Raw genomic sequence first — 21,693 nt, forward strand, 5'->3', positions numbered from 1 at the left:
TGGCGCGCTGCCCTCCGCCGACACCCCTCCCGCCCCGACACCGACGGCAGGGATCACCGCGCCCGTGGGCCCCGGGCACCGCGGCGGCGAACAGCTGGACCGCACCGGCGTCGTGCTCTACGACCGCACCGCCGGGGTGCCCGCGCCGCCCGCCTTCGCCGCCGGCGCCTACGTGGTCGCCGACCTCGACAGCGGCGACGTCATCCTGGCGTTCAATCCGCACGTGCAGACGCTGCCGGCCAGCACCCTCAAGGCACTCACCGCCCTCGCCCTCGTGCCCCGGCTCGAGCCGAAGACGGTCGTCACCGCCACCCCGGAGGACGCCGCGGTCGACGGTACGAAGGTGGGCCTGGACCCCGGCGCCACCTACACCGTGGATCAGCTCTTCCACGCCCTGCTCATGTCGTCCGCCAACGACGTGGCCGTCGCCCTGGCCCGGGTGGCCGGGGGGCTGCCCCAGACCGTCGACCGCATGAACACCGTCGCCCAGGAGATCGGTGCCGTCGACACCGTCGTGAAGAACACCAGCGGGTTGGACGCCGACGGTCAGGTCACCACGGCCTACGACCTCGCGCTCATCGGGCGGGCGGCCCTCGCCGACCCCGCCATCGTGCGCTACGCCACCACCAAGAACATCGCCTTTCCCTCCGGCCGAGCCGACACCGACCAGGCCCGCGCCACGTACGAGGTGGCCAACCACAACCGGCTGCTGTGGAACTACGACGGCGCCCTCGGTCTGAAGAACGGTTACACCGTCAAGGCCCGGCAGACGTTCATCGGCGCCGCCCGGCGGGGTGAGCGCGCATACGTCGTCACGTACCTCGCCGGGGAGACCGGCGGTTGGCGCGCGACCGCCGACATGCTCGACTGGGCCTTCCGCTATGGGCCCTCACTAAAGCCGGTCGGCACCCTCGGCGCTCCCGGCCAGCAGAATGGCCAGCAGAATCCCTCCCCGAGCGGCGAGGCACCGCCCGACACGGCCCAGAGCGCGCGGACCGCCGACACCGCGGTCTCCGTCGATGCGAGCGGCCCCACGGAGCCTGCCGGCTGGGACGTCGGCGGTGTGCTTCGCGTCGGTGGCGGCGCCCTCGTCGTGCTCACCGGCCTGGTCGTCGCCCAGCGCAGGCGGGCCGTGCGTCGCCCATGCGCCCGCCGCGCCGCCCGACGGCGCGCGGCCCGAACGCAGGTCGACGGCGTCGACGCTCGCGACGATCCGGCGCCGCGGATCCCTCCTGACCCGGATCTCTACTGACCCGGATCCCGACTGACGCGAATCACCGCAGACACGGGTCATCGCCGAGGGTCAGCTCCGGGCGCTCTCGTCGCCGAGGCCCAGGACCTCGTCGAGCAACTCGGCAGTGAACGCGAATCCGGCCACCCGCGACCAGACCTCGCGGCCGTCGCGCAGGTAGAGCACGACCTCGGTGGCGATGAAGTCGATGTGCACGCCCCGACCCTCGCGCTCGGCGCCGTCGAGTTGGGCGTCGGGGATGTTGTGCCCGATGGTCACGTGCGGGTGGTAGGAGAAATCCAGGTCGCGGGCCAGCGGCCCCGAACGCACCCGCGAGGCGAGCGCCGCGCAGGCACCGGCTCCCCGCACCAGCGGTACGAAGACGACCGGAGACACCGGCCGAAACGAGTCGGTGCCGAGCAGTTCGATGCGAAACGGCACGGTCGCCGCCGCGGCCGCGGCGAGGTGGTCGTAGACGCGCTCCAGATCATCGGAGGCGATCGGGGTGGGCGGCAGGATCGTCACATGCGTCGGGATCGTCAGCGCCTGCAGGTCCCCGTGCCGGATCCGCACCTCCTGCAGCATCGTCGCGTGCGGCTCGGGCACGGCGATGGCCACGCCGATCGTCAACGGACCGTCGTCGTCGGTCGCCTCCGTCACGCCCTGCACCCCCGGCACGCCCTGCTCGCCGATCGCGTCGCGCCGGTCCGCCGGGCCGCGGCGGTCGGGCTGCGTAGGCACCGCCTCGGGGGCGGGACCGACGTGAGTCATCAAGCCGTCGAGCCCGGCGACAGGACACCGACCCGGTCGTAGACGCGCTGCATGGTCGCGGCGGCCAGCGGCCGGATCCGGTCGGCGCCCTGCGCGAGGATGCGGTCGAGTTCGGCCGGGTCGTCGAGCAGTTCGAGGGCCCGGGTGCGGAACGGAGTCAGCACGTCGCCGACGACCTGCGCGAGATCCTTCTTCAGGTCGCCGTAGCCGCGGCCGGCGTAGCGCGCCTCCAGCGCGGGGATCTCCTCGCCGGACAACGCCGAGTAGATCCGCAACAGGTTCGCGATGCCCGGCTTGGCCTCCTCGTCGAAGCGGATCTCCCGCTCGGCGTCGGTGACCGCCGACTTGATCCGCTTGGCGACGACCTTGGGGTCGGCCAGCATGTCGATGACGCCGTTCTGGCTCGCCGCCGACTTGCTCATCTTGGCGGTCGGATCCTGCAGATCGAAGATCTTCGCCGTCTCCCGCACGATGTGCGGCTCGGGCACGACGAACGTGTCCCCGAAGCGGGCGTTGAACCGCTGCGCGAGGTTGCGGGTCAGCTCCAGGTGCTGGCGCTGGTCCTCCCCCACCGGCACCTTCGCCGCGTCGTACAGCAGGATGTCGGCGGCCATGAGGATCGGGTAGGTGAACAGGCCGACGTTCGTGCCCGCCTCCCCGTGCCGGGCGGACTTGTCCTTGAACTGCGTCATGCGCGCGGCCTCGCCGAAGCCGGTGATGCACGAGAGCACCCAGGCCAGTTGGGAGTGCTCGGCGACGTGGCTTTGCACGAACACCGCCGAGCGAGCCGGGTCGATGCCGCCGGCGAGGAACTGCGCCGCGGTGACCCGGGTGCGCTGGCGCAGCACGTCGGGCGAGACGTCCAGCGTCAGCGAGTGCAGGTCAACGACGCAGTAGATGGCCTCGAACTCGTCCTGCATCGCCGCCCAGTTGACCAGCGCCCCGAGGTAGTTGCCCAGATGCAGCGAGTCGCTGGTGGGCTGCATTCCGGAAAACAGGCGCGGTCGATCGGCGGCGGGGCGGGTGGACATGGCGTTCATTCTCGCACCGAGAGGCACCGCATCGGGAACCGGGCGGTGGCCGCGCGCGGGCTCACCACTTCCATCGCAGACCGACGACACCCGGCCCGAAATCCTGCACGAGGCTCGTCAGCCGAGCCCCGGAGACCGGCACGAACTCCGCGCTCTCGCGCCCGCCGACCTCGACCACCCGCTGCGCCACCAGGGGCAGTCGCGGCTCGGCGAAAGCGACTTCGACGTACGACTCGCGACGCCGGGCGCGGCAGGTGACATCCCAGCGGGTCAACGGCGGAGCCGGCCCGGTGCAGATGAAGTCGAGGTCGATGACCGTCGTCTCGCGGGCGTGCAGCGGCCGGTCGAAGAGCACCTGGGCCGCGATCCCGTCCGGCAGGTCGATGGCGTGTCCCACCCGGCAGTGCGCCCGCGGCTCGATCCGCACGTCGTCGCCCGCGGCGGCGTCGCGCCACACGACGGGAAAGCCGACGACCTCGGCGCGCGTCGCTCGCAACACCCCGCGCAGGCTGCGGCGCCGCAACACGCCCTGCTGGACGAGCTCCAGCCGCTCGTACACGCTGAGCCGGCTGTAGCCCTCGTCGCGCGGCGTACCGAGCCCGGCCATGACGGCCAGCGCCGCCACGTCGACCTCGTCGCGCGACGTCACGACGACCGCGGCATTGGGCAGCAGACACGACAGCGCACCGGGCTCGACGCGCAGGATGTCCTCGAGCGAGGCGAGTGCCGCCAGCGACGACGGCCGCTCCGGGCGGCTGCGTCCGGATTGCCAGTAGCTCAGCGCCGCGATGCTCAATTCGTGCCCGTTGCGCGCGAGATGGTAGCGCAATCTCTCTAAGCTGAGCCCTCTTTCGGCGATCGCTGATCGAAGTGCGACGGCGAACTCGCTCGGCTCACCGGACTGCCCGCGTCGCCTGGCGGGCTTCGCCGGGGCCGAGTCACCAGGTCCAGCGCAGGCCATAGGTGCCTCCTGGTCGGTCGAACAGCAACAGTCGCAACGACGGTGAGACGGGTCGCGCGCGCACGCTCTCGACGCCGTCGACGATGGTCACGTCCTCCGCGCGGGCCGGCAGCGCGCCACGATCGAAGAGCACCTCCACCAGCAGCTCCCGGGTGGCGCCCGAGATGCCCCGCAGGATCCGGCGCTGGGGCACGATCGCGCCGAGCGCCTCGAGGCGGTATCCGACGAGCAGGCTCTCGCCGGCCCACAACGGACGCTCGAGGAGGATCTCGGCGGCCACGCCGTGGACCTGCGGGAACTCGACGGTGCGCCCGAGCCGGCAGTTGTGCTGCGCGGTGACGGCGCCGAAGGCCCCCGGCTCGTCGGTGTCGTACCAGACCCCGAACCGGTCGACGCCGTCGCGGGCGGCCACGAGCAGCATGCGCACCTGGTGACCGAGCTGCTGGCCCTTCGGGCCGAGCCGCAACCGGTCGTGGACGCTCACGCGCGACAATACGTCGTCGGTGCTCAACCCCAGCTGGGCGTAGGCCTCCTCGATGACCGACCAGTGATCGGGCAGCACTCGCTGCAGCAGACCGACCCGGTGATCACCCCCCGCCGCGACGCCGGCGCGGGTCGGCAGTCGCACGGCGAGAAAGCCGCGCGGCAGTTCCAGCACGTCCTCCAGCGGCCCGATCGCGGCGCGAGAGGCGGCCCGCTCGGGCCGGCTGCGGCCCGACTGCCAATAGCTGAGGGTCGCTGTGCTGACGGAGATTCCGTGTTCGGCGAGCCGCGCCCGCAGGCGGCTCAGGCTGAGCCCACGCGCCGTGACCGCGGCGCGCAGCGCACCGGCGAAGTCCTTGCCCTGCAGATCGGGCGGCGCGAGCGGCTCCATGAGCGCCCAAGGTAGCTGTCAGGCGACCAACTCGTCCGGTGTGGTGCGTCTAATCCGTTACCTCTCAACGAAACTCGCTGACCAACGGAACCACGTCCGCGATGGAGTCGAGCACCTGGCTGGCCTGGTACGGAAAGCGATCGACCTGATCGGGGCGGGTCGAGCCCGTCATCACGAGGATGGTGCGCAGGCCCGCCTCCAGGCCGCTGACGACGTCGGTGTCCATGCGGTCGCCGATCATCACCGTCGACTCCGAGTGGGCGTCGATCCGGTTGAGCGCGGTGCGCATCATCAGCGGGTTCGGCTTCCCGAGGTAGTACGGCACCGCGCCGGTCGCCCGGGTGATGAGCGCGGCGACCGACCCGCACCCAGGCAGCGTTCCCTCCGGAGACGGGCCGCTCGGGTCGGGGTTGGTGGCGACGAACCGCGCGCCCGACTCGATGAGCCGGATCGCCCGGGTGATCGCCTCGAAGGAGTACGTGCGGGTTTCGCCGAGCACGACGTAGTCGGGATCGCGCTCGGTGAGCACGTAGCCCGCGTCGTGCAGCGCGGTCGTCATGCCCGCCTCCCCGATGACGAACGCACTGCCGCCCGGGCGCTGATCGGCGAGAAAGGTGGCCGTCGCCATCGCCGACGTCCAGATGGCCTGCTCGGGCACGTCGATGCCGCTGGCCTTGAGCCGGGCCCGCAGATCCCGCGCCGTATAGATCGAGTTGTTCGTGAGGATCTGGAAACGGCAACCGTTCTCGACGAGAGCGGCGATGAAGTCGGCGGCGCCGGGGATGGCCCGCTCCTCGTGCACCAGCACCCCGTCCATGTCCGTGAGCCAGCATTCGACCGGTCGGCGTCGCGTCATACCTCGCATTATCCGCACGCCCGCGGTCCGCAGGCTCACAAGCGTCACCCCGGACGAGGCGACGGACGTCGCGCTCGCCCGGGGTGCGCCGGGCCGCTTTTCGGGCCGGGTCAGGCAGGGGCCGGGTCAGGCTCCGGCCAGGCCGTCGATGATCGCGTTGAGCGTGCCGCTGGGCCGCATGGCCGCGGCGGCCTTCTCGGGGTCGGGCTTGTAGTAGCCGCCGAGGTCGACCGGGTGGCCCTGGGCGCCGAGCAGCTCCTCGTTGATCTGGTCTTCCTTGTCGGCCAGCTCCTGGGCGACGCCGCCGAAGCGCTCCTTGAGTTCGGCGTCATCATCCTGCGCCGCGAGGGCCTGGGCCCAGTACAGCGCGAGGTAGAAGTGGCTGCCGCGGTTGTCGATCGAGCCGAGCTTGCGGGCCGGCGACTTGTTCTCCTCCAGGAACTTGGCGATCGCCGTGTCGAGCGTCTTGGCAAGCACGAGCGCCTTGTCGTTGCCGTAGTGCCCGCCGAGGTGCTCCAGGCTCGCGCCGAGCGCGGAGAACTCACCCAGGCTGTCCCAGCGCAGGTAGTCCTCCTTGAGGAACTGCTGCACGTGCTTGGGGGCCGAGCCACCGGCTCCGGTCTCGAAGAGGCCACCGCCGGCCAGCAGCGGCACGACCGAGAGCATCTTGGCGCTCGTGCCGAGCTCGAGGATCGGGAACAGGTCGGTGAGGTAGTCGCGCAGCACGTTACCGGTGACCGAGATGGTGTCCTCGCCGCGGCGGATCCGCTCGAGGCAGTAGCGCATCGCCTCGACCGGAGGCTTGATGACGATCTCGACACCCTCGGTGTCGTGCTGCGGCAGGTACTTGTTGACCTTGGCGATGACGTTGCGGTCGTGGGCGCGCTTGTTGTCGAGGTAGAAGCAGGCCGGGGCGCCGGTCGCCGTGGCCCGGGTGACGGCGAGCTTGACCCAGTCCTGGATCGGGATGTCGCGCACCCGGCTCATCCGCCAGATGTCGCCCTCTTCGACGGTGTGCGAGCTGAGCACGGAGCCGTCCGACATCTTCACCGTGACGGTGCCGGCGGCCGGCATGACGAACGTCGTGGGGTGCGAGCCGTACTCCTCGGCCTTCTGGGCCATGAGCCCGACGTTGGGCACCGAGCCCATCGTTGCCGGATCGAGGGCCCCGTTGCGCTTGCAGTCCTCGAAGACCTCGGCGTACATCGGGCCGTAGGAGCGGTCGGGCACCATCGCCAGCGTCTCCTGCTGGCCGCCCTCGGCGTTCCACATCTGCCCCGAGTCGCGCACGACGACGGGCATCGAGGCGTCGATGATGACGTCGCTGGGCACGTGCAGGTTGGTGATGCCGCGGTCGGAGTCGACCATCGCCAGCTTGGGGCGGTCGGCGTAGCAGGCCTCGATGTCGGCCTCGATCTCCGCGCGCTTGTCCTCCGGCAACTCCTTGAGCTGCTCGAGCAGGGCGCCGAAGCCGACGTTGGGGTTGACCCCGAGCTCGGCGAAGGTCTGCGCGTGCTTGTCGAAGACCGGCTTGAAGAAGGCCTTGACCCCGTAGCCGAACATCACCGGGTCGGAGACCTTCATCATCGTGGCCTTCAGGTGCAGCGAAAGCAGCAGGCCCTCGGCCTTGGCGATCTCGATCTGCTTGGCGTAGAAGGCCTGCAGCGCGGCGGCCGACATGAACGTCGTGCTGACGATCTCGCCGTCGAGCACCTTGATGCCGTCCTTGAGCACCTGGGTGCCCTCGCTGCCCGAGAACTCGATGCTCAGCGTGTCGGCCTGGGAGACGACGACCGACTTCTCGTTGCCGTAGAAGTCGCCGGCGGTCATCGAGGCCACCCGCGCCTTGTTGTCCGCCGACCACGGGCCGAGACGGTGCGGGTGCTTCTTCGCGAAGTTCTTCACGGAGGCGGGCGCCCGCCGATCGGAGTTACCCTCGCGCAGCACCGGGTTGACGGCCGAGCCGAGCACCTTGGAGTAGGCCTCGGCGGTGGCCTTCTCCTCCTCGGTCTGCGGGTCGTCGGGGAAGGCCGGGATGTCGTAGCCCTGCTCCTGCAACTCCTTGATCGCCGCCTTGAGCTGCGGGATGGAGGCGGAGATGTTCGGCAGCTTGATGATGTTGGCGTCCGGGCTCTGCGTCAGGGCGCCGAGTTCGGCGAGGTTGTCGCCGATGCGCTGGTCGTCGCTCAGGCGATCCGGAAACTGCGCGAGGATGCGACCGGCCAGCGAGATGTCGCTGCTGACGACGTCGATGCCGGTGCCGGCCGCGAAGCCGCGGACGATCGGGAGAAAGGACCAGCTGGCGAGAGCCGGGGCCTCGTCGATCTGCGTCCAGACGATCTGTTGTGCTTTCGCTTCGGTCACCTTCGAGGCTCCTTCGTCGACGTGGTGGTAACCCAAGATACCTTGATGTCGAGATACCTGCGGGTGCTCGGCACGACCCGGCGGCTGCGGCACTCATCGACCTCGCGGCCAGGCGATGGAGGGAGTGTGTCGCCGAGGTGCTCGCGGGCCTGGACCGGGTGGTGAGGATAGACGGAGCCACACGGGCGTGGCGCGCTTGACCCGACCCTACCGACCATGCGCGAAGATGGGGACCATGCCAGAGAACGCCTATCCGCACCTCGTCTTCGCGACCGACGCGCAGACCCTGCCCCGCACCGAGCTGGAGGCGGTCGTCGCCGAGGTCTTCGCGGGCCGCGAACCAGCCCCGATCGTGGAGGAGGGGGCGCTGCAGGCCGTCGTCCGTCTCGGCGACTATGCGTTCACGTTCTGGTACGACGACGAGTCCGAGGGCCTCGGGGAACGCTACGCGAGCTACGCCCCGACGATCCGGCGGCGTCGGATCGCCCGGTGCAGCACCATGATCGACGCCTCCGGCGACGCCGACCCCGACGGCTCCCACGCCGCCGACGCCGACGCCCTCATGCGCGCGCTCGCCGCGCGTCGCGGCGTCTACGTCTTCTCCGAGGAGGCCAAGGCGTTCGTCGGCATGGACGAGGCCGACCCGTTCGCCGACGCCCCGGCTGCTACCCCGGCGCCTGCTACTGCCGTCGACGCTCCGGCCACCGAGCCTGGCACCGAGCCCGCTGTGGAGCCGGCGCCGATCCTCGAGCCCGAGCCCGCGTTCGAGGCCCCCATCGTCGAACCGGAGCCCGCGTCGGAGCCGGCGCCCGTCGTCGAGCCCGAGCCGGCGCTCGAGCCGGCGCCGATCCTCGAGCCCGAGCCCGCGTTCGAGCCGGTCGTCGAGACCCCTGCGCCCGTTGCCGAACCGGCGGTGGTGGAGCCGGTTACCGAGAGCCCTGAGCCGGTCGCAGAGCCGGTCGCAGAACCGGTCGCAGAACCGGTGGCCGAGCCGGTCGCGCCGGTCGCCGAGCCTGCGGTCGCCGCCGTCGACGAGCCCGTGGCCACCGAACGCCCGGAGCCCACAAGCCCGGAGCCCGCAAGCCCGGAGACGGCAGAGGCCGCCGAGCCGGGCACGACCGAGCCGCCTGCGGAGGCGCCGCGCTGGGCGGCGCCGGAGCGCGCCCCCGAGGCCGACGCCGACGACGGCCGCTTCGTGCCCTCGGTCGGCCAGCTCGGCCAGCCCGCAGCGGCCGAGCAAGCTGATCGGCCGGATCAGGCGGCCGAGCCGACTCCGGAATCGATCCCGCACGCCCAGGAGCCGGCCGCGCAGACGCAGGAGCGGCCCGAGGAGCGGGCACCCGAGCACAAGCCCGCCGAGGAGGAGCAGCAGGGCGGCTTCTTCAAGAGGCTGTTCGGTCGCCGCCGCTGACCGGCGAATTCGGACTCGTCGGCCGACCGGACGAAGGTCGGCCGACGATCGGCCGAAGAGCACCTGACGCACGCGTGAACCCCGGTACAGCCGCACGTGTCTCATCATGAAAGACAGACATGTTCAGACACGTCCAAAAATAGGAATGAGTCTGCTCGCGCCCGATCGAGCATGTAGTGTGCGTCCTTGTGTTCGGCCGCGACATGGCCCGGGGGGACCCTGTCTGTCGCACAATGTGACCGGCACCTAACAAGAGTTCTCTTCAGCTGCAAGGAATCTCACCATGCAAACTCCTGCCCTGGCGCATCGCCTGGGCGCCGAGGCCCTCGGCACCTTCTGGCTCGTCTTCGGCGGTTGCGGCAGCGCGATCTTCGCGGCCCACGTCATGCACCAGACCGACCCCGTCAACATGGGCATCGGCTTCGTCGGCGTCGCCCTGGCCTTCGGCCTCACGGTGCTCACGATGGCCTACGCCGTCGGCCACGTCTCCGGTGGCCACTTCAACCCGGCCGTCACGATCGGCTGCGCGGTCGCCAAGCGCTTCGCCTGGAAGGACGTGCCCGCCTACGTCATCACCCAGGTCGTCGCCGGCCTCGTCGCCGGTGTCGCGCTCTACGTCATCGCCACCGGCAAGGAGGGCTTCACCGCCGCCGGCAACTTCGCCGCCAACGGCTACGGCGAGGCCTCCCCGAACGGCTACGGCCTGCTCGCGGCGTTCGTCATCGAGGCCGTGCTCACCGCCTTCTTCCTGTACATCATCCTCGGCGCCACCGACGGCCGCGCCCCGGTCGGCTTCGCGCCGATCGCGATCGGCCTGGGCCTGACGCTCATCCACCTCATCTCGATCCCGGTGACCAACACCTCCGTGAACCCGGCCCGCTCCACCGCGGTCGCCTTCTTCAACGGTGGCGACGCCCCGGCTCAGCTGTGGCTGTTCTGGGTCGCGCCGATCCTCGGCGCTGTGATCGCCGGCGCCACCTACGCCGCGATCACCGGCGAGAAGAATATCGCCGACATCGAGGGTGAGGTCCGCGCCTGAGCGCCTAGCGCTGCCTCCGGTGTCGAACCAGACACCGCCCGGTTCGCCGGACACCGGCCGCCGAACCGGACACGCACCACACGACGGGACACCTGCGATCGCGGGTGTCCCGTCGTTCGTTTCGGTGTCCCGTCGTTCGTTTCGGTCTTCGGGGACGGGGGCGCGCGCCTGCGGGGATTACCGCGGACGGCCCTATCGGCGAAGGCCCCTTTGGTAGCGTCGAGGGAGTCTGTCCACACGTCCTATCCGCACGTCGAAGGGTCGAATCGTGAGCACCACTCCCGTCAAAGTCGCCGTCACCGGAGCCGCCGGTCAGATCGGCTACAGCCTGCTGTTCCGCATCGCCAGCGGCGCGCTCCTCGGCCCGGACACTCCGGTCGAGCTGCGACTTCTGGAGATCACGCCCGCCCTGAAGGCGCTCGAGGGCGTCGTCATGGAACTCGACGACTGCGCGTTCCCCACGTTGGCCGGGGTGCAGACCGGCGACGACCCGAACGTCGTCTTCGACGGGGTCAACCTCGCCCTGCTGGTCGGGGCGCGCCCGCGCACGAAGGGCATGGAGCGCGGTGACCTGCTCGAGGCCAACGGGGCGATCTTCACCGGCCAGGGCAAGGCCCTCAACGACCACGCCGCCGACGACGTGCGCATCGGGGTCACCGGCAACCCGGCCAACACCAACGCGCTCATTGCGATGAGCAACGCCCCCGACATCCCCAAGGAGCGCTTCTCCGCGCTGACCCGTCTCGACCACAACCGCGCGATCAGCCAGCTCGCCGCCAAGCTCGGCGTGCCGGTCACCGAGGTCACGAAGATGACGATCTGGGGCAACCACTCCGCCACCCAGTACCCGGATCTGTTCCACGCGCAAGTCTCCGGCAAGAACGCCGCGGAGGCCGTGGGCGACCAGGACTGGCTGGAGAACACCTTCATCCCCACCGTCGCCAAGCGCGGCGCGGCGATCATCGAGGCACGCGGTGCGTCGTCGGCGGCCTCGGCCGCCAGCGCGACGATCGACGCCGCGCGCGACTGGCTGACCGGCTCCGCCGACAACGACTGGGTGTCGATGGCGGTCGTCTCGGACGGCTCCTACGGCGTACAGGAGGGCATCATCTCCTCGTTCCCGGTGACGACGAAGAACGGTGACTGGGAGATCGTCCAGGGCCTGGAGATCGACGACTTCAGCCGCGGCAAGATCGACGCCTCGGTCGCCGAACTCGTCGAGGAGCGCGACGCCGTCAAGCAGCTCGGCCTGATCTGAGTTCCGGCGAGGCTCCAGCGACGGATGCCCCGGCCCGCGCGGGCCGGGGCATCCGTGTGTCCGTGCTCAGCTCTGCGGCAGCTGGGCCCGCCAGGCGTCCCGGGCGGCGCGCCCGTCGATGATGAACACCACGGCGATGACGACGAGCAGCACCAGGTCGACGGCCCCGAGCACCTGCCACGACAGGTGCGGCCCCACCATCAGGGCGGCCCCGAGCATGTTGATGGCCGCGGTGAGGCAGAGCACGACGTCGAGCGCCCGGCTGCGCACGTGCAGCCCGCCGCCACGCTCCGCCGGCTGCGCGAGCCGGAACGCCGCGGCCATGACGAAGGCCAGCGCGATCAGCCCGGCACCCCAGACGATGTGGCCGGTGCCGACGAGCACCACGAGCCCGACGGCGCCGAGGGCCGCGCAGGGCCACCAGGGCCCGAGCCGCGTGCCCGATCCCGGCCGCGCGCCCACGATCAGCGCTCCGCGGCCTGCGCCTCGGCGATCTGCACGATGTTGCTCAGCAGCATCGCCCGCGTCATCGGCCCGACTCCCCCCGGGTTGGGGGCCACCCAGCCCGCGACCTCGGACACGTCGGGCGCGACGTCACCGGCGATCTTGCCGTCGCGGCGGGAGACGCCCACGTCGAGCACCGCCGCGCCCGGCTTGACCATGTCGCCGGTGATGAGGTCGGGCACCCCGGCGGCGGCGACGACGATGTCGCCCCGGCGCACCTCGGCCGGCAGGTCGGCCGTGCCGGTGTGACACAGCGTGACGGTCGCGTTCTCGCTGCGGCGCGTGAGGATGAGCCCGAGCGGCCGGCCGACGGTCAGACCTCGGCCGACGACGACGACGTGGGACCCGGCGATCGGCACGTCGTGGCGGCGCAGCAGTTCGACGATCCCCACCGGCGTGCACGGCAGCGGCGCCGGACGGTTCATGACGAGCGAGCCGAGGTTGAACGGGTGCAGGCCGTCGATGTCCTTGGCGGGGTGCACCCGCGACAGCAGCGCGAACTCGTCGAGACCGGTCGGCTGCTGCACGATGAACCCGGTGCAGTCGGGGTTGGCGTTCAGTTCGTCGATGACGGCCTCCGCCTCGGCCTGCGTCGTGCCGGCGGGCAGGTCGTGGCGGAAGCTGCGGATGCCGATCTCGGCGCAGTCCTTGTGCTTGGCGCCCACGTACCAGTGCGAACCGGGATCGTCGCCGACGAGCACCGTGCCCAGGCCCGGCACCACCCCGCGTTCCCGCAGCCGCGCGACGCGTTCGGACAGTTCGGCCTTGATGGCGACGAGGGTGGCCTTGCCGTCGAGGACACGTGCGGTCATGGCCCGATCCTTCCACAGCCGGGCGCTGCTACGTGACCGGCTCCGTACGGCTCGCCGCGCGTCCCGACCTGGCGTGATGCACCAACGAGGTCAGCTCTGCTCGGGGCGCTCCGAAGCGTCCGATCCCGCCAGCCAGGCCAGCACGGAGTCGGTGTGCTCGCCGAGCGCAGGCGGCGCCAGATGCTGGTCGCGGCCGCCCGCGCGGACGTTGTCGTCGAAGCGGATGGGCGGCCCCGGCAGCGTCACGGGCCCGAGCACCGAGTGGTCCACCTCCAGCAGCAGGCCCTGGCTGGCGACCTGCTCCCACTCGTAGACCTCGTCGATGGCCCGCACCCTGCCGGCGGGGATGCCGCACTCGGCGAGCCGGGCGAGCAGCGGGTCGGCGTCCCAGTCCGCGATCGCCGCCTCGACGGCGGCGACCGCGGCCGAGCGGTTGGCGACCCGCTCGCGGTTCGTGGCCAGGCCGGGGGCGTTCGGGTCGAGCCCGAAGACGGCGCAGAACCGCACCCACTGGCTCTCGGCAGCGATCGCGATCTGCACCTGGGCGTCCCGGCAGGAGAACAAACCGTACGGCACGATCGCCGGGTGCTGGTTGCCCCGCGGCCGACCCACGACGCCGGCCACCGTGTACGCGGTGCCGTGCAGCGCGTGCACCCCGACGACCGAGGCGAGCAGGCTCGTGCGGACGACCCGGCCGCGGCCGGTGCGCTCGCGCTCGTAGAGGGCGGTGACGACGCCGTAGGCGAGGTTCATGCCGGAGAGCAGGTCGGCGATCGGCACGCCGACCCGGTAGGGGTGCTCGGCGTCCGGACCGGTCAGGCTCATCAGGCCGCCCTCGCCCTGGCCGATCTGGTCGTAACCGGGCCGGTCGCCCTCGGGGCCGTCGTGCCCGAAGCCGCTGATCGATCCGATGACGAGGCGCGGGTTGAGCTCGTGCAGCCGCTCGACCGAGAACCCGAGGCGCTCGAGCGTGCCCGGCCGGAAGTTCTCCAGGAGCACGTCGGCGCGGCCCACGAGGCGCTCGAGCACCTGGCGCCCGGCCGCCGACTTCAGATCGAGCGCCACCGACTCCTTGTTGCGGTTGGCGGCCAGGAAGTACGTCGAGATGTCGCCGTCGGGGCCCACCCACGGCGGCCCCCAGCCGCGACTGTCGTCGCCGTGGCCGGGCGACTCGACCTTGATGACGCGAGCGCCCATGTCGCCGAGCATCATCGCCGCTTGCGGACCCGACAGCGCCCGGGTCAGGTCGACGACCACGATGTCCTGCAGCGGCGAACTCATGGCTCCATCCTCGCCCAGGGGGCTGGGACCGCTCGCCGGGTCTGCGGGATCAGTCTGGGATCAGTCTGGGATCAGTCGTGTTCGCCGGGGCGGCCGCTGGCCGGGTCGCCCTCGGCATGCCCGGCCGTCCAGTAGGCGACGGCGGTGACGCGGCGGCGTTCCAGACCGAGCTCGGCCACGAGGTGGGTGCGCAGGGCGCGCACGGCGGACGCCTCCCCCGCGACCCACACCTGCGCCGACGGCTCGCAGCGCACCTCGCCGACGAGCGCGGCCATCGCCTCCCCCGGAGCCCGGGCGCCGCGCTCCAGCCAGGTGACCGGTGAGCCCGTCCCCTCCTCGGCCCGCAGACCCAGGTCGACCCGCTCCGCCGCGTCACTGACCTCCGCGTACACCCGCACCCGCATGCCCGCGGTGCGCCCGCGCAGGATCGCGCGGGCGGCGGGGATGCCGGTCTCGTCGCAGATCAGCACGTGCTCGGCGGCGTCGGCGTCGAGGTCGAACCGGCCGATGGGTCCCGTGACGTCGAGTTCGTCCCCCGGCTGGGCCTGCTGCGCCCACGGGCCGGCGATCCCGGCTCCGTGCACGACGAATTCGATCGCGGCGGAGCCGGTTTCCGGGTCGAGGTCGAGGAGCGTGTACGTGCGGCGGCGGCGCCGGGCGGCGGCCGCCTCGGCGGGGTCGGTACCGAACGTGCGGCCGGTGGGAAAGGCGAGCGTGACGCGCTGATCCGGTCCGGTGGGCTCGACCCCGGCCAGGCCGGCGATCTCGACGCGCACCGTGCGCGGAGTCGGTCGGCTCACCGCGGTGACGACGCAGCGCACCGGGCCGCGGCGGCGCGCCGACCGCTGCTCGCGCCGGCCCGCCCCGCCCCGTCCGGCCGGTGTCCGCGGCGGCTGGGTCACCTTCGGTCTCCGGCGAACTCGTCGAGCGGCTCGTTCGGGTCGATGATCCGGTTCGAGCCGGTGGCGGTGACGACACCGGCTCCGTCGGCTCGTTCGCGCAGCTGCGCCGGGGCCAGCGCCCTGGCCACGTGGTAGGCCACGACGGTGACGATCGTGCCGAACGCGATACCGGACAGCACGAATCCGTCGGTGATCTGCAGCTGGGTGTCGCCCACGGCAATGATGATGCCCGCGGAGACCGGCACGAGGTTGAGCGGATTGCCGAAATCGACGCCGTTCTCCTTCCAGATCTTCGCGCCGAGCAGGCCGATCATGCCGTAGAGCACGACCGTGATCCCGCCGAGGACGCCGCCCGGGGTGGCCGAGACGATCGCGCCGAACTTCGGGCTGAAGCCGACGAGGATCGCCGTGATCGCGGCGACGAAGTAGGCGGCGGTGGAGTAGACGCGGGTGCTGGCCATGACGCCGATGTTCTCGGCGTAGGTGGTGGTCGGCCCGGCTCCGGCGGTCGTCGCGATCATCGAGCCGATGCCGTCGGCCATGACCGCGCGGCCCATCACCGGGTCGAGGTCGGTACCGGTCATCTCGGCGACCGCCTTGACGTGGCCGACGTTCTCGGCGACGAGCGCGATGACCACCGGCATGACGACGAGCGCGAACGCGAGGTTGAACTGGGGCAGGTGCCAGCCCACGACGTCGCCGGAGGTGGCCGGCGGGAGGCCGATCCACGGCGCGGCCTGCACCGCGCTCCAGTCGACGCGGTAGTGCGTGGTGACCTCGCCGGCTGCCGCGCTGTACGAGGTGATCGGGCCGAACAGGCGGTCGGCGAGAAACGAGAGCACGTAGCCGAGGAGCAGGCCGAGGAAGACCGAGATGCGCCCGAGGAAGCCGCGCAGCCCGACGCTCATCGCGATGACGGCGATCATGACGATGAGCGCGATCCACTGGTCCTGGGGCCAGTACGTGTCGGCGACGACCGGGGCGAGATTGAAGCCGATGAGCATGACGACGGCCCCGGTGACCACCGGCGGCAGCACGGCGGTGAGCGCGTCGGCCCCGGCGACGTGGATGAACACGCCGACGAGCGCGAGCGCGAACCCGGCCATGAACAGGGCGCCGGTCACCTCCTGCGGGGTGCCGCCCTGCGCCTTGATCGCCAGGACGACCCCGACGAACGAGGCCGACGAGCCGAGGTAGCTGGGCACCGTGCCCTTGACGATGAGCAGGAAGCAGATCGTCGCGATGCCGCTCATCATGATCGCGAGTTGCGGGTTCAGGCCCATGAGGACGGGGAACACGAACGTCGCCCCGAACATGGCGACGACGTGCTGCATGCCCAGGCCGATCGTGCGATCCCACGCGAGCCGCTCGTGCGGCGCGACGACCTCGTCCGGAGAGAGCGTGCGCCCGTCTCCCTTGAGCTGCCAACCGATGGCCACGACGGCCCTCCTGCCTGCGGGCGCCGACGTCGTCGCGGCGCGGTGATCGTCGGGCGCGCCGCGCGCGGGAGCCGTCCGACGACGCCACGCCCCGCGCGTCGTCGCCTTCCGTGGTTCGCCCGACAGCGTAAGCGCTCCCCCAACGACCGTGAAAACTGCGTGTCGTGGTGAGAACTGCTGTCCGTGTCGCAGTTCCGACCACGACACGCAGTTTTCACGGTCGTTGGTGGGTGTTGCGGGTGGTCGGTCCGAGGGCGCCGCGGCGCTCGAGCGCCTCCCTGTGCCGCCGCGCTGACGCGCTGCCGGCGGGTTGACGGCGGGGGCCCGGCTGGGTTGCGGCCGGGGTGCCTGCTGGGTTGCGCCCGGGGTGCCGGCTGGGTTGCGGCCGGGGGCCCAGCTGGGTTGCGCCCGGGGTGCCGGCTGGGTTGCGGCCGGGGGCCCAGCTGGAGTGCGCCCGGGTTGCCGGCTGGGTTGCGGCCGAGGTGCGGCCAGGGGTTTCACCGTTTCGACCATCCCGACGAGCATGTCCCAGCGGCCGACCTGGGAAAACGCCGTCTCGAGGCCCATCGCGGTAGTCGAAATGGCAAAACCTCGGCGCGCACGCGGCACACTGGCCGTCATGACGCCCGCGCCGACGCCGCCCGGACGCCGCGGCCCGGCCGTGGTGGGGCTCGTGCTCGCCGCCGGGGCGGGCCGCCGGCTCGGCACCCCGAAGGGTCTGCTGCGCGAGCCGGACGGCACGCCCTGGGTGAGCCGGGCGTGCGCGGCGCTGCAGGCCGGGGGCTGCGGCGCGGTCAGTGTCGTCGTCGGCGTCCGCGCCGACGAGGTGGCGGCCCTCGTACCGCCGGGCATGCACGTCGTCGCCGCCCCCGACTGGGCCGAGGGCATGGGCGCCTCGCTGCGCGCGGGCCTGACCGCTGTGGCGACCCGCGACCCCGGGCGCGACACGCTGGCGGCGATCGTCACGCTCGTCGACCTGCCCGGGGTGGGCGCGCCCGTCGTCACCCGCGTGCTGGAACGCACGGTGATGGGCAAGTCCCCGACGCGGGTCCGGGCCTCGCTCGCGCGAGCCGCCTACCGGGGTCGGCCGGGCCATCCCGTGTTCCTCGGCCGCGACCACTGGGCGCAGGTGCTCGATCACGCGCAGGGCGATCGCGGGGCCCGCGACTACCTCGCCGGGCGCCCGGTCGAGCTCGTCGAGTGCGCCGACCTCGGGTTCGGTGACGACGTCGACACCGCCGACGACCTGCGCGGACGCTGACGCTCGACCCGACGGTCAGGCCGGCTCGGCGCCCAGCGCGACGGCGCGCGCGGGCGACCCCGGCGGCGTCGCCCGGGCCCGCCTCAGCGGTCGGCAATCAGTGCGCGAAGTGGCGGGTTCCCGTGAAGTACAGGGAGACTCCGGCCACCTCACAGGCCTTGATCGTCTCGTCGTCGCGCATCGAGCCGCCGGGCGCGACGATCGCGCTGACTCCGGCGTCGATGAGGATGCCCGGGCCGTCGGCGAAGGGGAAGAACGCGTCGGAGGCGGCGACCGCACCGCGAGCCCGCTCCGCGCCGGCCCGCTGGACGGCGAGCTTGCAGGAGTCGACCCGGTTGACCTGCCCCATGCCGATGCCCACGGAGGCGGCGTCCTTGGCGAGCAGGATCGCGTTGGACTTGGTGGCGCGCACAGCCTTCCACGCGAAGTCGAGGTCGATGAGCGTCGCGTCGTCGACCGACGGCCCGGCGACGAGCGTCCAGTACAGCGGGGCGTCGCCGTGGCCGGCGGTCGGCTTGTCGTTCTCGCTCGGTTCGATGACCGCGTCGATGCGGTCGCGTTCCTGCACGAGCAGTCCGCCGGAGATCGCGCGGGTCTCGACGCCGCCGGGGGTCGGCGCCGGCACGGTGAGCAGCCGCAGGTTCTTCTTCGCGGTGAGCACCTCCAGCGCCGCGTCCTCGAAGGCCGGCGCGACGATGACCTCGGTGAAGATGTCCTTGACGCTGTGCGCCATCGCCTCGGTGACCGGCGCGTTGGTGGCGATGACGCCGCCGAAGGCCGACAGCGGGTCGCACGCGTGCGCCTTGGCGTGGGCGTCGGCGATGTCGGTGCCGACGGCGATCCCGCACGGGTTGGCGTGCTTGATGATCGCGACGGTCGGAGCGCTCCCCTGGTCGTAGGCGGCTCGGTAGGCGGCGTCGGCGTCGACGTAGTTGTTGTAGCTCATCTCCTTGCCGTGCAGCTGCTGCGCCTGCCCGAGCCCGGGGGCGCCGTTTTCGGCGGAGTACAGCGCGGCCTTCTGGTGTGGGTTCTCGCCGTAGCGCAGCGTGTGCAGCTTGGCGTACGTGCCGCCCATCCACGCCGGGAAGCCGGTGCCCTCGCTGCTGTCGGTGAGCACGGAGCCCATCCACGAGGCGACCGCCACGTCGTAGGAGGCGGTGTGCACGAACGCCGCGGCCGCGAGGGCCGCGCGCTGGGCGAGCGTGAAGCCGCCGGCGGCGACCGCCTCCAGGGCGGCCTCGTACTGGTCGGGGCTGGTGAGGATCGCGACGCTCGGGTGGTTCTTCGCGGCGGCGCGCACCATCGAGGGGCCGCCGATGTCGATCTGCTCGACGCACTCGTCGGGGCTCGCTCCGGAGGCGACGGTCTGGCTGAACGGGTACAGGTTGGACACGACGAGCTCGAACGCTTCGATGCCGAGTTCGTCGAGCTGGGCGAGGTGTTCGCTCTTGCGACTGTCGGCGAGGATGCCGGCGTGCACGCGCGGGTGCAGGGTCTTGACGCGGCCCTCGAGACACTCGGGAAAGCCGGTGAGGTCCTCGACCTTGGTCACCGGCAGCCCGAGATCGGCGATGGCCTTCGCGGAGCCGCCGGTGGAGACGAGGGCGACGCCCGCCTCGTGCAGGCCGGTGACGAGTTCGGCCAGGCCGGTCTTGTCGTAGACGGAGACGAGGGCGCGGTGCACGGGGCGGCGGGGGCCGGTGGCGTCGATGGCCTCGGTGGGCTCGGGCGCGTCGGTCGTCGGTGTGTCGGTCACGAGAAGCACTCCTGTGGTTGCGTGGTCGCGTCGTCGGTCCGCTCGGGCACCCAGGCGGGCGATGCCCTGGCGTTCGGTCTCACTCCCCGGTGGTGCATCCACCCGCGCCAGTCGTGTCGCCTCGAGCCTAGCGACCCCCGATGCGCACGTGTCGGCCGTCCATGGTGAAGCCGTCTCGGGCGAGGGCGGCGACGACATCGACGAGCATCGAGCGCTCGGCGACCTTGATGCGCTCGTGCAGACTCTCCTCGTCGTCGCCGGGCTCGACCGCGACGGCCCGCTGCTCGATGATCGGGCCGGTGTCGACGCCGGCGTCGACGACGTGGCACGTGGTGCCGGTGACCGTGACGCCGTAGGCGAGCGCGTCGCGCACCCCGTGGGAGCCGGGAAAGCTCGGCAGCAGCGCGGGGTGGGTGTTGATGACCGTGTGTGCGGCGAGCACGCGCGGCCCGAGGATCTTCATGAAGCCCGCGGAGACGACGAATCGCGGCTCGTACGAGGCGATCCGCCGGGCGAGGGCGGCGTCCCAGGCGTCCCGCGACGGGTGGTCGGCGACGCGCTCGACGAACGTGTCGATGCCGGCGCGGCGAGCCCGGTCGAGGCCGGCGATGTCGTCGCGGTCCGCGCCGACCGCGGCGATGCGCACCCCGTAGCCGGGGTCGGCGCTCGCGTCGATGAGGGCCTGCAACAGGGTGCCGGAGCCGGAGACGAGGACGACGACGGGCGCGGGCTGCACAGCCGCAACCCTATGCGAACCCGGCGCCGCCGCGTCCCCAGCCGGTACCGTCTGGGGATGGCCACCGCTGCCCCATCGAGCCCGCGCAAGATCCTCCTGGACGCCGACCCGGGGCACGACGACGCCGTCGCGCTGCTGCTCGCGCACGCGAACCCGCGGATCGACCTGCTCGCGGTGACGACGATCGGCGGCAACCAGACCCTCGAGAAGGTCACCCGCAACGCCCTCGGGGTGCTGACGCTGCTCGGCGCGACCGACCTCCCGGTGGCGGCCGGGTGCACGCGCCCGCTCGTGCGGCCGGTGCGGGTGGCGGCCGACATCCACGGCGAATCGGGCCTCGACGGGGTCGACCTACCGTCTCCGGGCATCGCGCTCGACCCGCGGCACGCCGTCGACCTCATCATCGACACCGTCATGGCGCACGCCCCCGGTGAGGTCACGCTCGTGCCGACCGGTCCGCTGACGAACATCGCGCTCGCGGCGCGCAAGGAGCCCGCGATCGTCGAGCGGGTGCGCGAGGTCGTGCTCATGGGAGGCGGGGTGCACGAGGGCAACGCCACCCCCGTCGCCGAGTTCAACATCCTGTGCGACCCGGAGGCGGCGGCCATCGTCTTCGACGCGGGCTGGGACGTCGTCATGGTGGGGCTCGACGTGACGCACCAGGCGTTGGCGACCCCCGAGGTCGCGGCGCGGGTCGGGGAACTCGACTCGCCCGTCTCCCGATTCGTGGGGCAGCTCATCGAGGCGTTCGGACGCGCGTACCGCGACGTGCAGGGGTTCGACGCCCCGCCGGTCCACGACCCGTGCGCGGTGGCGTACGTCATCGATCCGGCGATCGTCGCCACCCGGCGGGCCGGGCTCACCGTGGAGTTGGCCGGCGGGCACACGACCGGGATGACCGTGGCCGACCTGCGCGGGCCCGAGCCGACCGACTGCCACACCCGGGTGGGGGTGGGGCTCGACGTCGAGCGGTTCTGGGATCTGGTCGTCGACGCGGTGCGCCGACTCTCCTGAGGGCGGTTCGGCGGCCGAACGAGCTCTCGGGCGGGCCGTTTCGCGGGTCGGACTCAGCCGCGGTCCCGGCGCGCGGTGGACCGGCCGCGGGAGCGTGGGGCCGGTCGAGGCGCGGAGCGAGTGCGGGAGCCCGATCCTCCGCGGGCCCCGTCGTCGGTGCGACCCCGCGGGGTGCGTCGCGCCGCGGCGTGC

19 protein-coding genes and 1 riboswitch are annotated in these 21,693 nt (G+C 71.9%); of the genes, 6 read left to right on the forward strand and 13 right to left on the reverse strand.

The annotated features are described in order from the left end of the window. Nucleotides 1-1,252: D-alanyl-D-alanine carboxypeptidase family protein (locus PINTE_RS12960; RefSeq protein ID WP_068431258.1), on the forward strand; the 1,252-nt coding region annotated here is incomplete at its 5' end. Nucleotides 1,253-1,303: 51 nt separating this feature from the next. Here PINTE_RS12960 and PINTE_RS12965 read toward each other — a convergent pair. From PINTE_RS12965 to PINTE_RS12990, 6 genes are all read right to left on the reverse strand, one after another. Beyond that, complete coding sequence (locus PINTE_RS12965; protein WP_084343563.1) at nucleotides 1,304-2,002, reverse strand: 2'-5' RNA ligase family protein; 699 nt, start codon at nucleotides 2,000-2,002, stop codon at nucleotides 1,304-1,306. After that, a complete protein-coding gene (gene trpS, locus PINTE_RS12970; RefSeq protein WP_373280156.1) occupies nucleotides 2,002-3,033 on the reverse strand; it encodes a tryptophan--tRNA ligase in 1,032 nt (343 codons plus the stop codon). The genes PINTE_RS12965 and trpS overlap by 1 nt, the downstream gene beginning before the upstream one ends. A 61-nt stretch (nucleotides 3,034-3,094) precedes the next feature. After that, on the reverse strand, nucleotides 3,095-3,862 hold the full coding sequence (locus tag PINTE_RS12975) for a hypothetical protein (protein WP_068431262.1): 768 nt from the start codon (nucleotides 3,860-3,862) through the stop codon (nucleotides 3,095-3,097). Between the two features lie 109 nt (nucleotides 3,863-3,971). Continuing rightward, entirely contained in the window at nucleotides 3,972-4,868 is an 897-nt protein-coding gene (locus tag PINTE_RS12980; protein WP_068431264.1) for a hypothetical protein, read from the reverse strand. A gap of 64 nt (nucleotides 4,869-4,932) precedes the next feature. Then, nucleotides 4,933-5,733: an HAD-IIA family hydrolase gene (locus tag PINTE_RS12985; protein WP_373280157.1), complete on the reverse strand. Its 801-nt coding sequence runs from the start codon at nucleotides 5,731-5,733 to the stop codon at nucleotides 4,933-4,935. A 117-nt stretch (nucleotides 5,734-5,850) separates the two neighbouring features. Beyond that, complete coding sequence (locus PINTE_RS12990; protein ID WP_068431268.1) at nucleotides 5,851-8,088, reverse strand: NADP-dependent isocitrate dehydrogenase; 2,238 nt, start codon at nucleotides 8,086-8,088, stop codon at nucleotides 5,851-5,853. A gap of 235 nt (nucleotides 8,089-8,323) precedes the next feature. On the opposite strand from PINTE_RS12990, the gene PINTE_RS12995 reads away from it, so the two are divergent. From PINTE_RS12995 to PINTE_RS13005, 3 genes are all read left to right on the forward strand, one after another. Then, complete coding sequence (locus tag PINTE_RS12995) at nucleotides 8,324-9,499, forward strand: hypothetical protein (RefSeq protein ID WP_157087232.1); 1,176 nt, start codon at nucleotides 8,324-8,326, stop codon at nucleotides 9,497-9,499. Between the two features lie 283 nt (nucleotides 9,500-9,782). Next, nucleotides 9,783-10,538, forward strand: a complete 756-nt coding sequence (gene aqpZ / locus PINTE_RS13000; RefSeq protein ID WP_068431278.1) for an aquaporin Z — start codon at nucleotides 9,783-9,785, stop codon at nucleotides 10,536-10,538. A 268-nt stretch (nucleotides 10,539-10,806) separates the two neighbouring features. Next, nucleotides 10,807-11,796 carry a malate dehydrogenase gene (locus PINTE_RS13005; protein WP_068431280.1) on the forward strand — a complete coding sequence of 330 codons (990 nt, stop codon included), beginning with the start codon at nucleotides 10,807-10,809 and terminating at the stop codon, nucleotides 11,794-11,796. A gap of 66 nt (nucleotides 11,797-11,862) precedes the next feature. Here PINTE_RS13005 and PINTE_RS13010 read toward each other — a convergent pair whose 3' ends face one another. The 5 genes from PINTE_RS13010 to PINTE_RS13030 all read right to left on the reverse strand — a co-directional run bounded on the left by PINTE_RS13010 (nucleotide 11,863) and on the right by PINTE_RS13030 (nucleotide 16,734). After that, nucleotides 11,863-12,258 carry a DUF3017 domain-containing protein gene (locus PINTE_RS13010; protein ID WP_068431282.1) on the reverse strand — a complete coding sequence of 132 codons (396 nt, stop codon included), beginning with the start codon at nucleotides 12,256-12,258 and terminating at the stop codon, nucleotides 11,863-11,865. 2 nt (nucleotides 12,259-12,260) lie between these two features. Continuing rightward, the gene (locus tag PINTE_RS13015) at nucleotides 12,261-13,112 is read right to left on the reverse strand and encodes a bifunctional methylenetetrahydrofolate dehydrogenase/methenyltetrahydrofolate cyclohydrolase (protein ID WP_068431285.1); all 852 of its coding nucleotides are present in this window, start codon (nucleotides 13,110-13,112) and stop codon (nucleotides 12,261-12,263) included. A 90-nt stretch (nucleotides 13,113-13,202) separates the two neighbouring features. Further along, nucleotides 13,203-14,393: a CaiB/BaiF CoA transferase family protein gene (locus tag PINTE_RS13020; protein ID WP_068431287.1), complete on the reverse strand. Its 1,191-nt coding sequence runs from the start codon at nucleotides 14,391-14,393 to the stop codon at nucleotides 13,203-13,205. A gap of 71 nt (nucleotides 14,394-14,464) precedes the next feature. After that, nucleotides 14,465-15,295, reverse strand: a complete 831-nt coding sequence (locus PINTE_RS13025; RefSeq protein WP_068431289.1) for a siderophore-interacting protein — start codon at nucleotides 15,293-15,295, stop codon at nucleotides 14,465-14,467. Beyond that, nucleotides 15,292-16,734, reverse strand: coding sequence for a uracil-xanthine permease family protein (locus PINTE_RS13030; protein WP_068431294.1), 1,443 nt, complete (start codon nucleotides 16,732-16,734; stop codon nucleotides 15,292-15,294). Before PINTE_RS13030 ends, PINTE_RS13025 begins: the two co-directional genes overlap by 4 nt. A gap of 619 nt (nucleotides 16,735-17,353) precedes the next feature. On the opposite strand from PINTE_RS13030, the gene PINTE_RS13035 reads away from it, so the two are divergent. After that, nucleotides 17,354-17,995, forward strand: a complete 642-nt coding sequence (locus tag PINTE_RS13035) for a nucleotidyltransferase family protein (protein ID WP_068431297.1) — start codon at nucleotides 17,354-17,356, stop codon at nucleotides 17,993-17,995. Between the two features lie 97 nt (nucleotides 17,996-18,092). On the opposite strand, the gene purH is transcribed toward PINTE_RS13035, so the two are convergent. After that, complete coding sequence (gene purH, locus PINTE_RS13040) at nucleotides 18,093-19,751, reverse strand: bifunctional phosphoribosylaminoimidazolecarboxamide formyltransferase/IMP cyclohydrolase (protein ID WP_373280158.1); 1,659 nt, start codon at nucleotides 19,749-19,751, stop codon at nucleotides 18,093-18,095. A gap of 41 nt (nucleotides 19,752-19,792) precedes the next feature. Then, nucleotides 19,793-19,876, reverse strand: a riboswitch (ZMP/ZTP riboswitch). 2 nt (nucleotides 19,877-19,878) lie between these two features. Continuing rightward, complete coding sequence (purN, locus tag PINTE_RS13045) at nucleotides 19,879-20,487, reverse strand: phosphoribosylglycinamide formyltransferase (protein ID WP_068431304.1); 609 nt, start codon at nucleotides 20,485-20,487, stop codon at nucleotides 19,879-19,881. 57 nt (nucleotides 20,488-20,544) lie between these two features. Between purN and uriH the strand changes: the two genes are divergently transcribed. Then, on the forward strand, nucleotides 20,545-21,501 hold the full coding sequence (gene uriH / locus PINTE_RS13050; protein WP_068431309.1) for a uridine-preferring nucleoside hydrolase UriH: 957 nt from the start codon (nucleotides 20,545-20,547) through the stop codon (nucleotides 21,499-21,501). Nucleotides 21,502-21,693 lie beyond the last annotated feature (192 nt).

Source organism: Piscicoccus intestinalis NBRC 104926 (genome assembly GCF_001515525.1).
GTDB classification, from domain to species: domain Bacteria; phylum Actinomycetota; class Actinomycetes; order Actinomycetales; family Dermatophilaceae; genus Kineosphaera; species Kineosphaera intestinalis.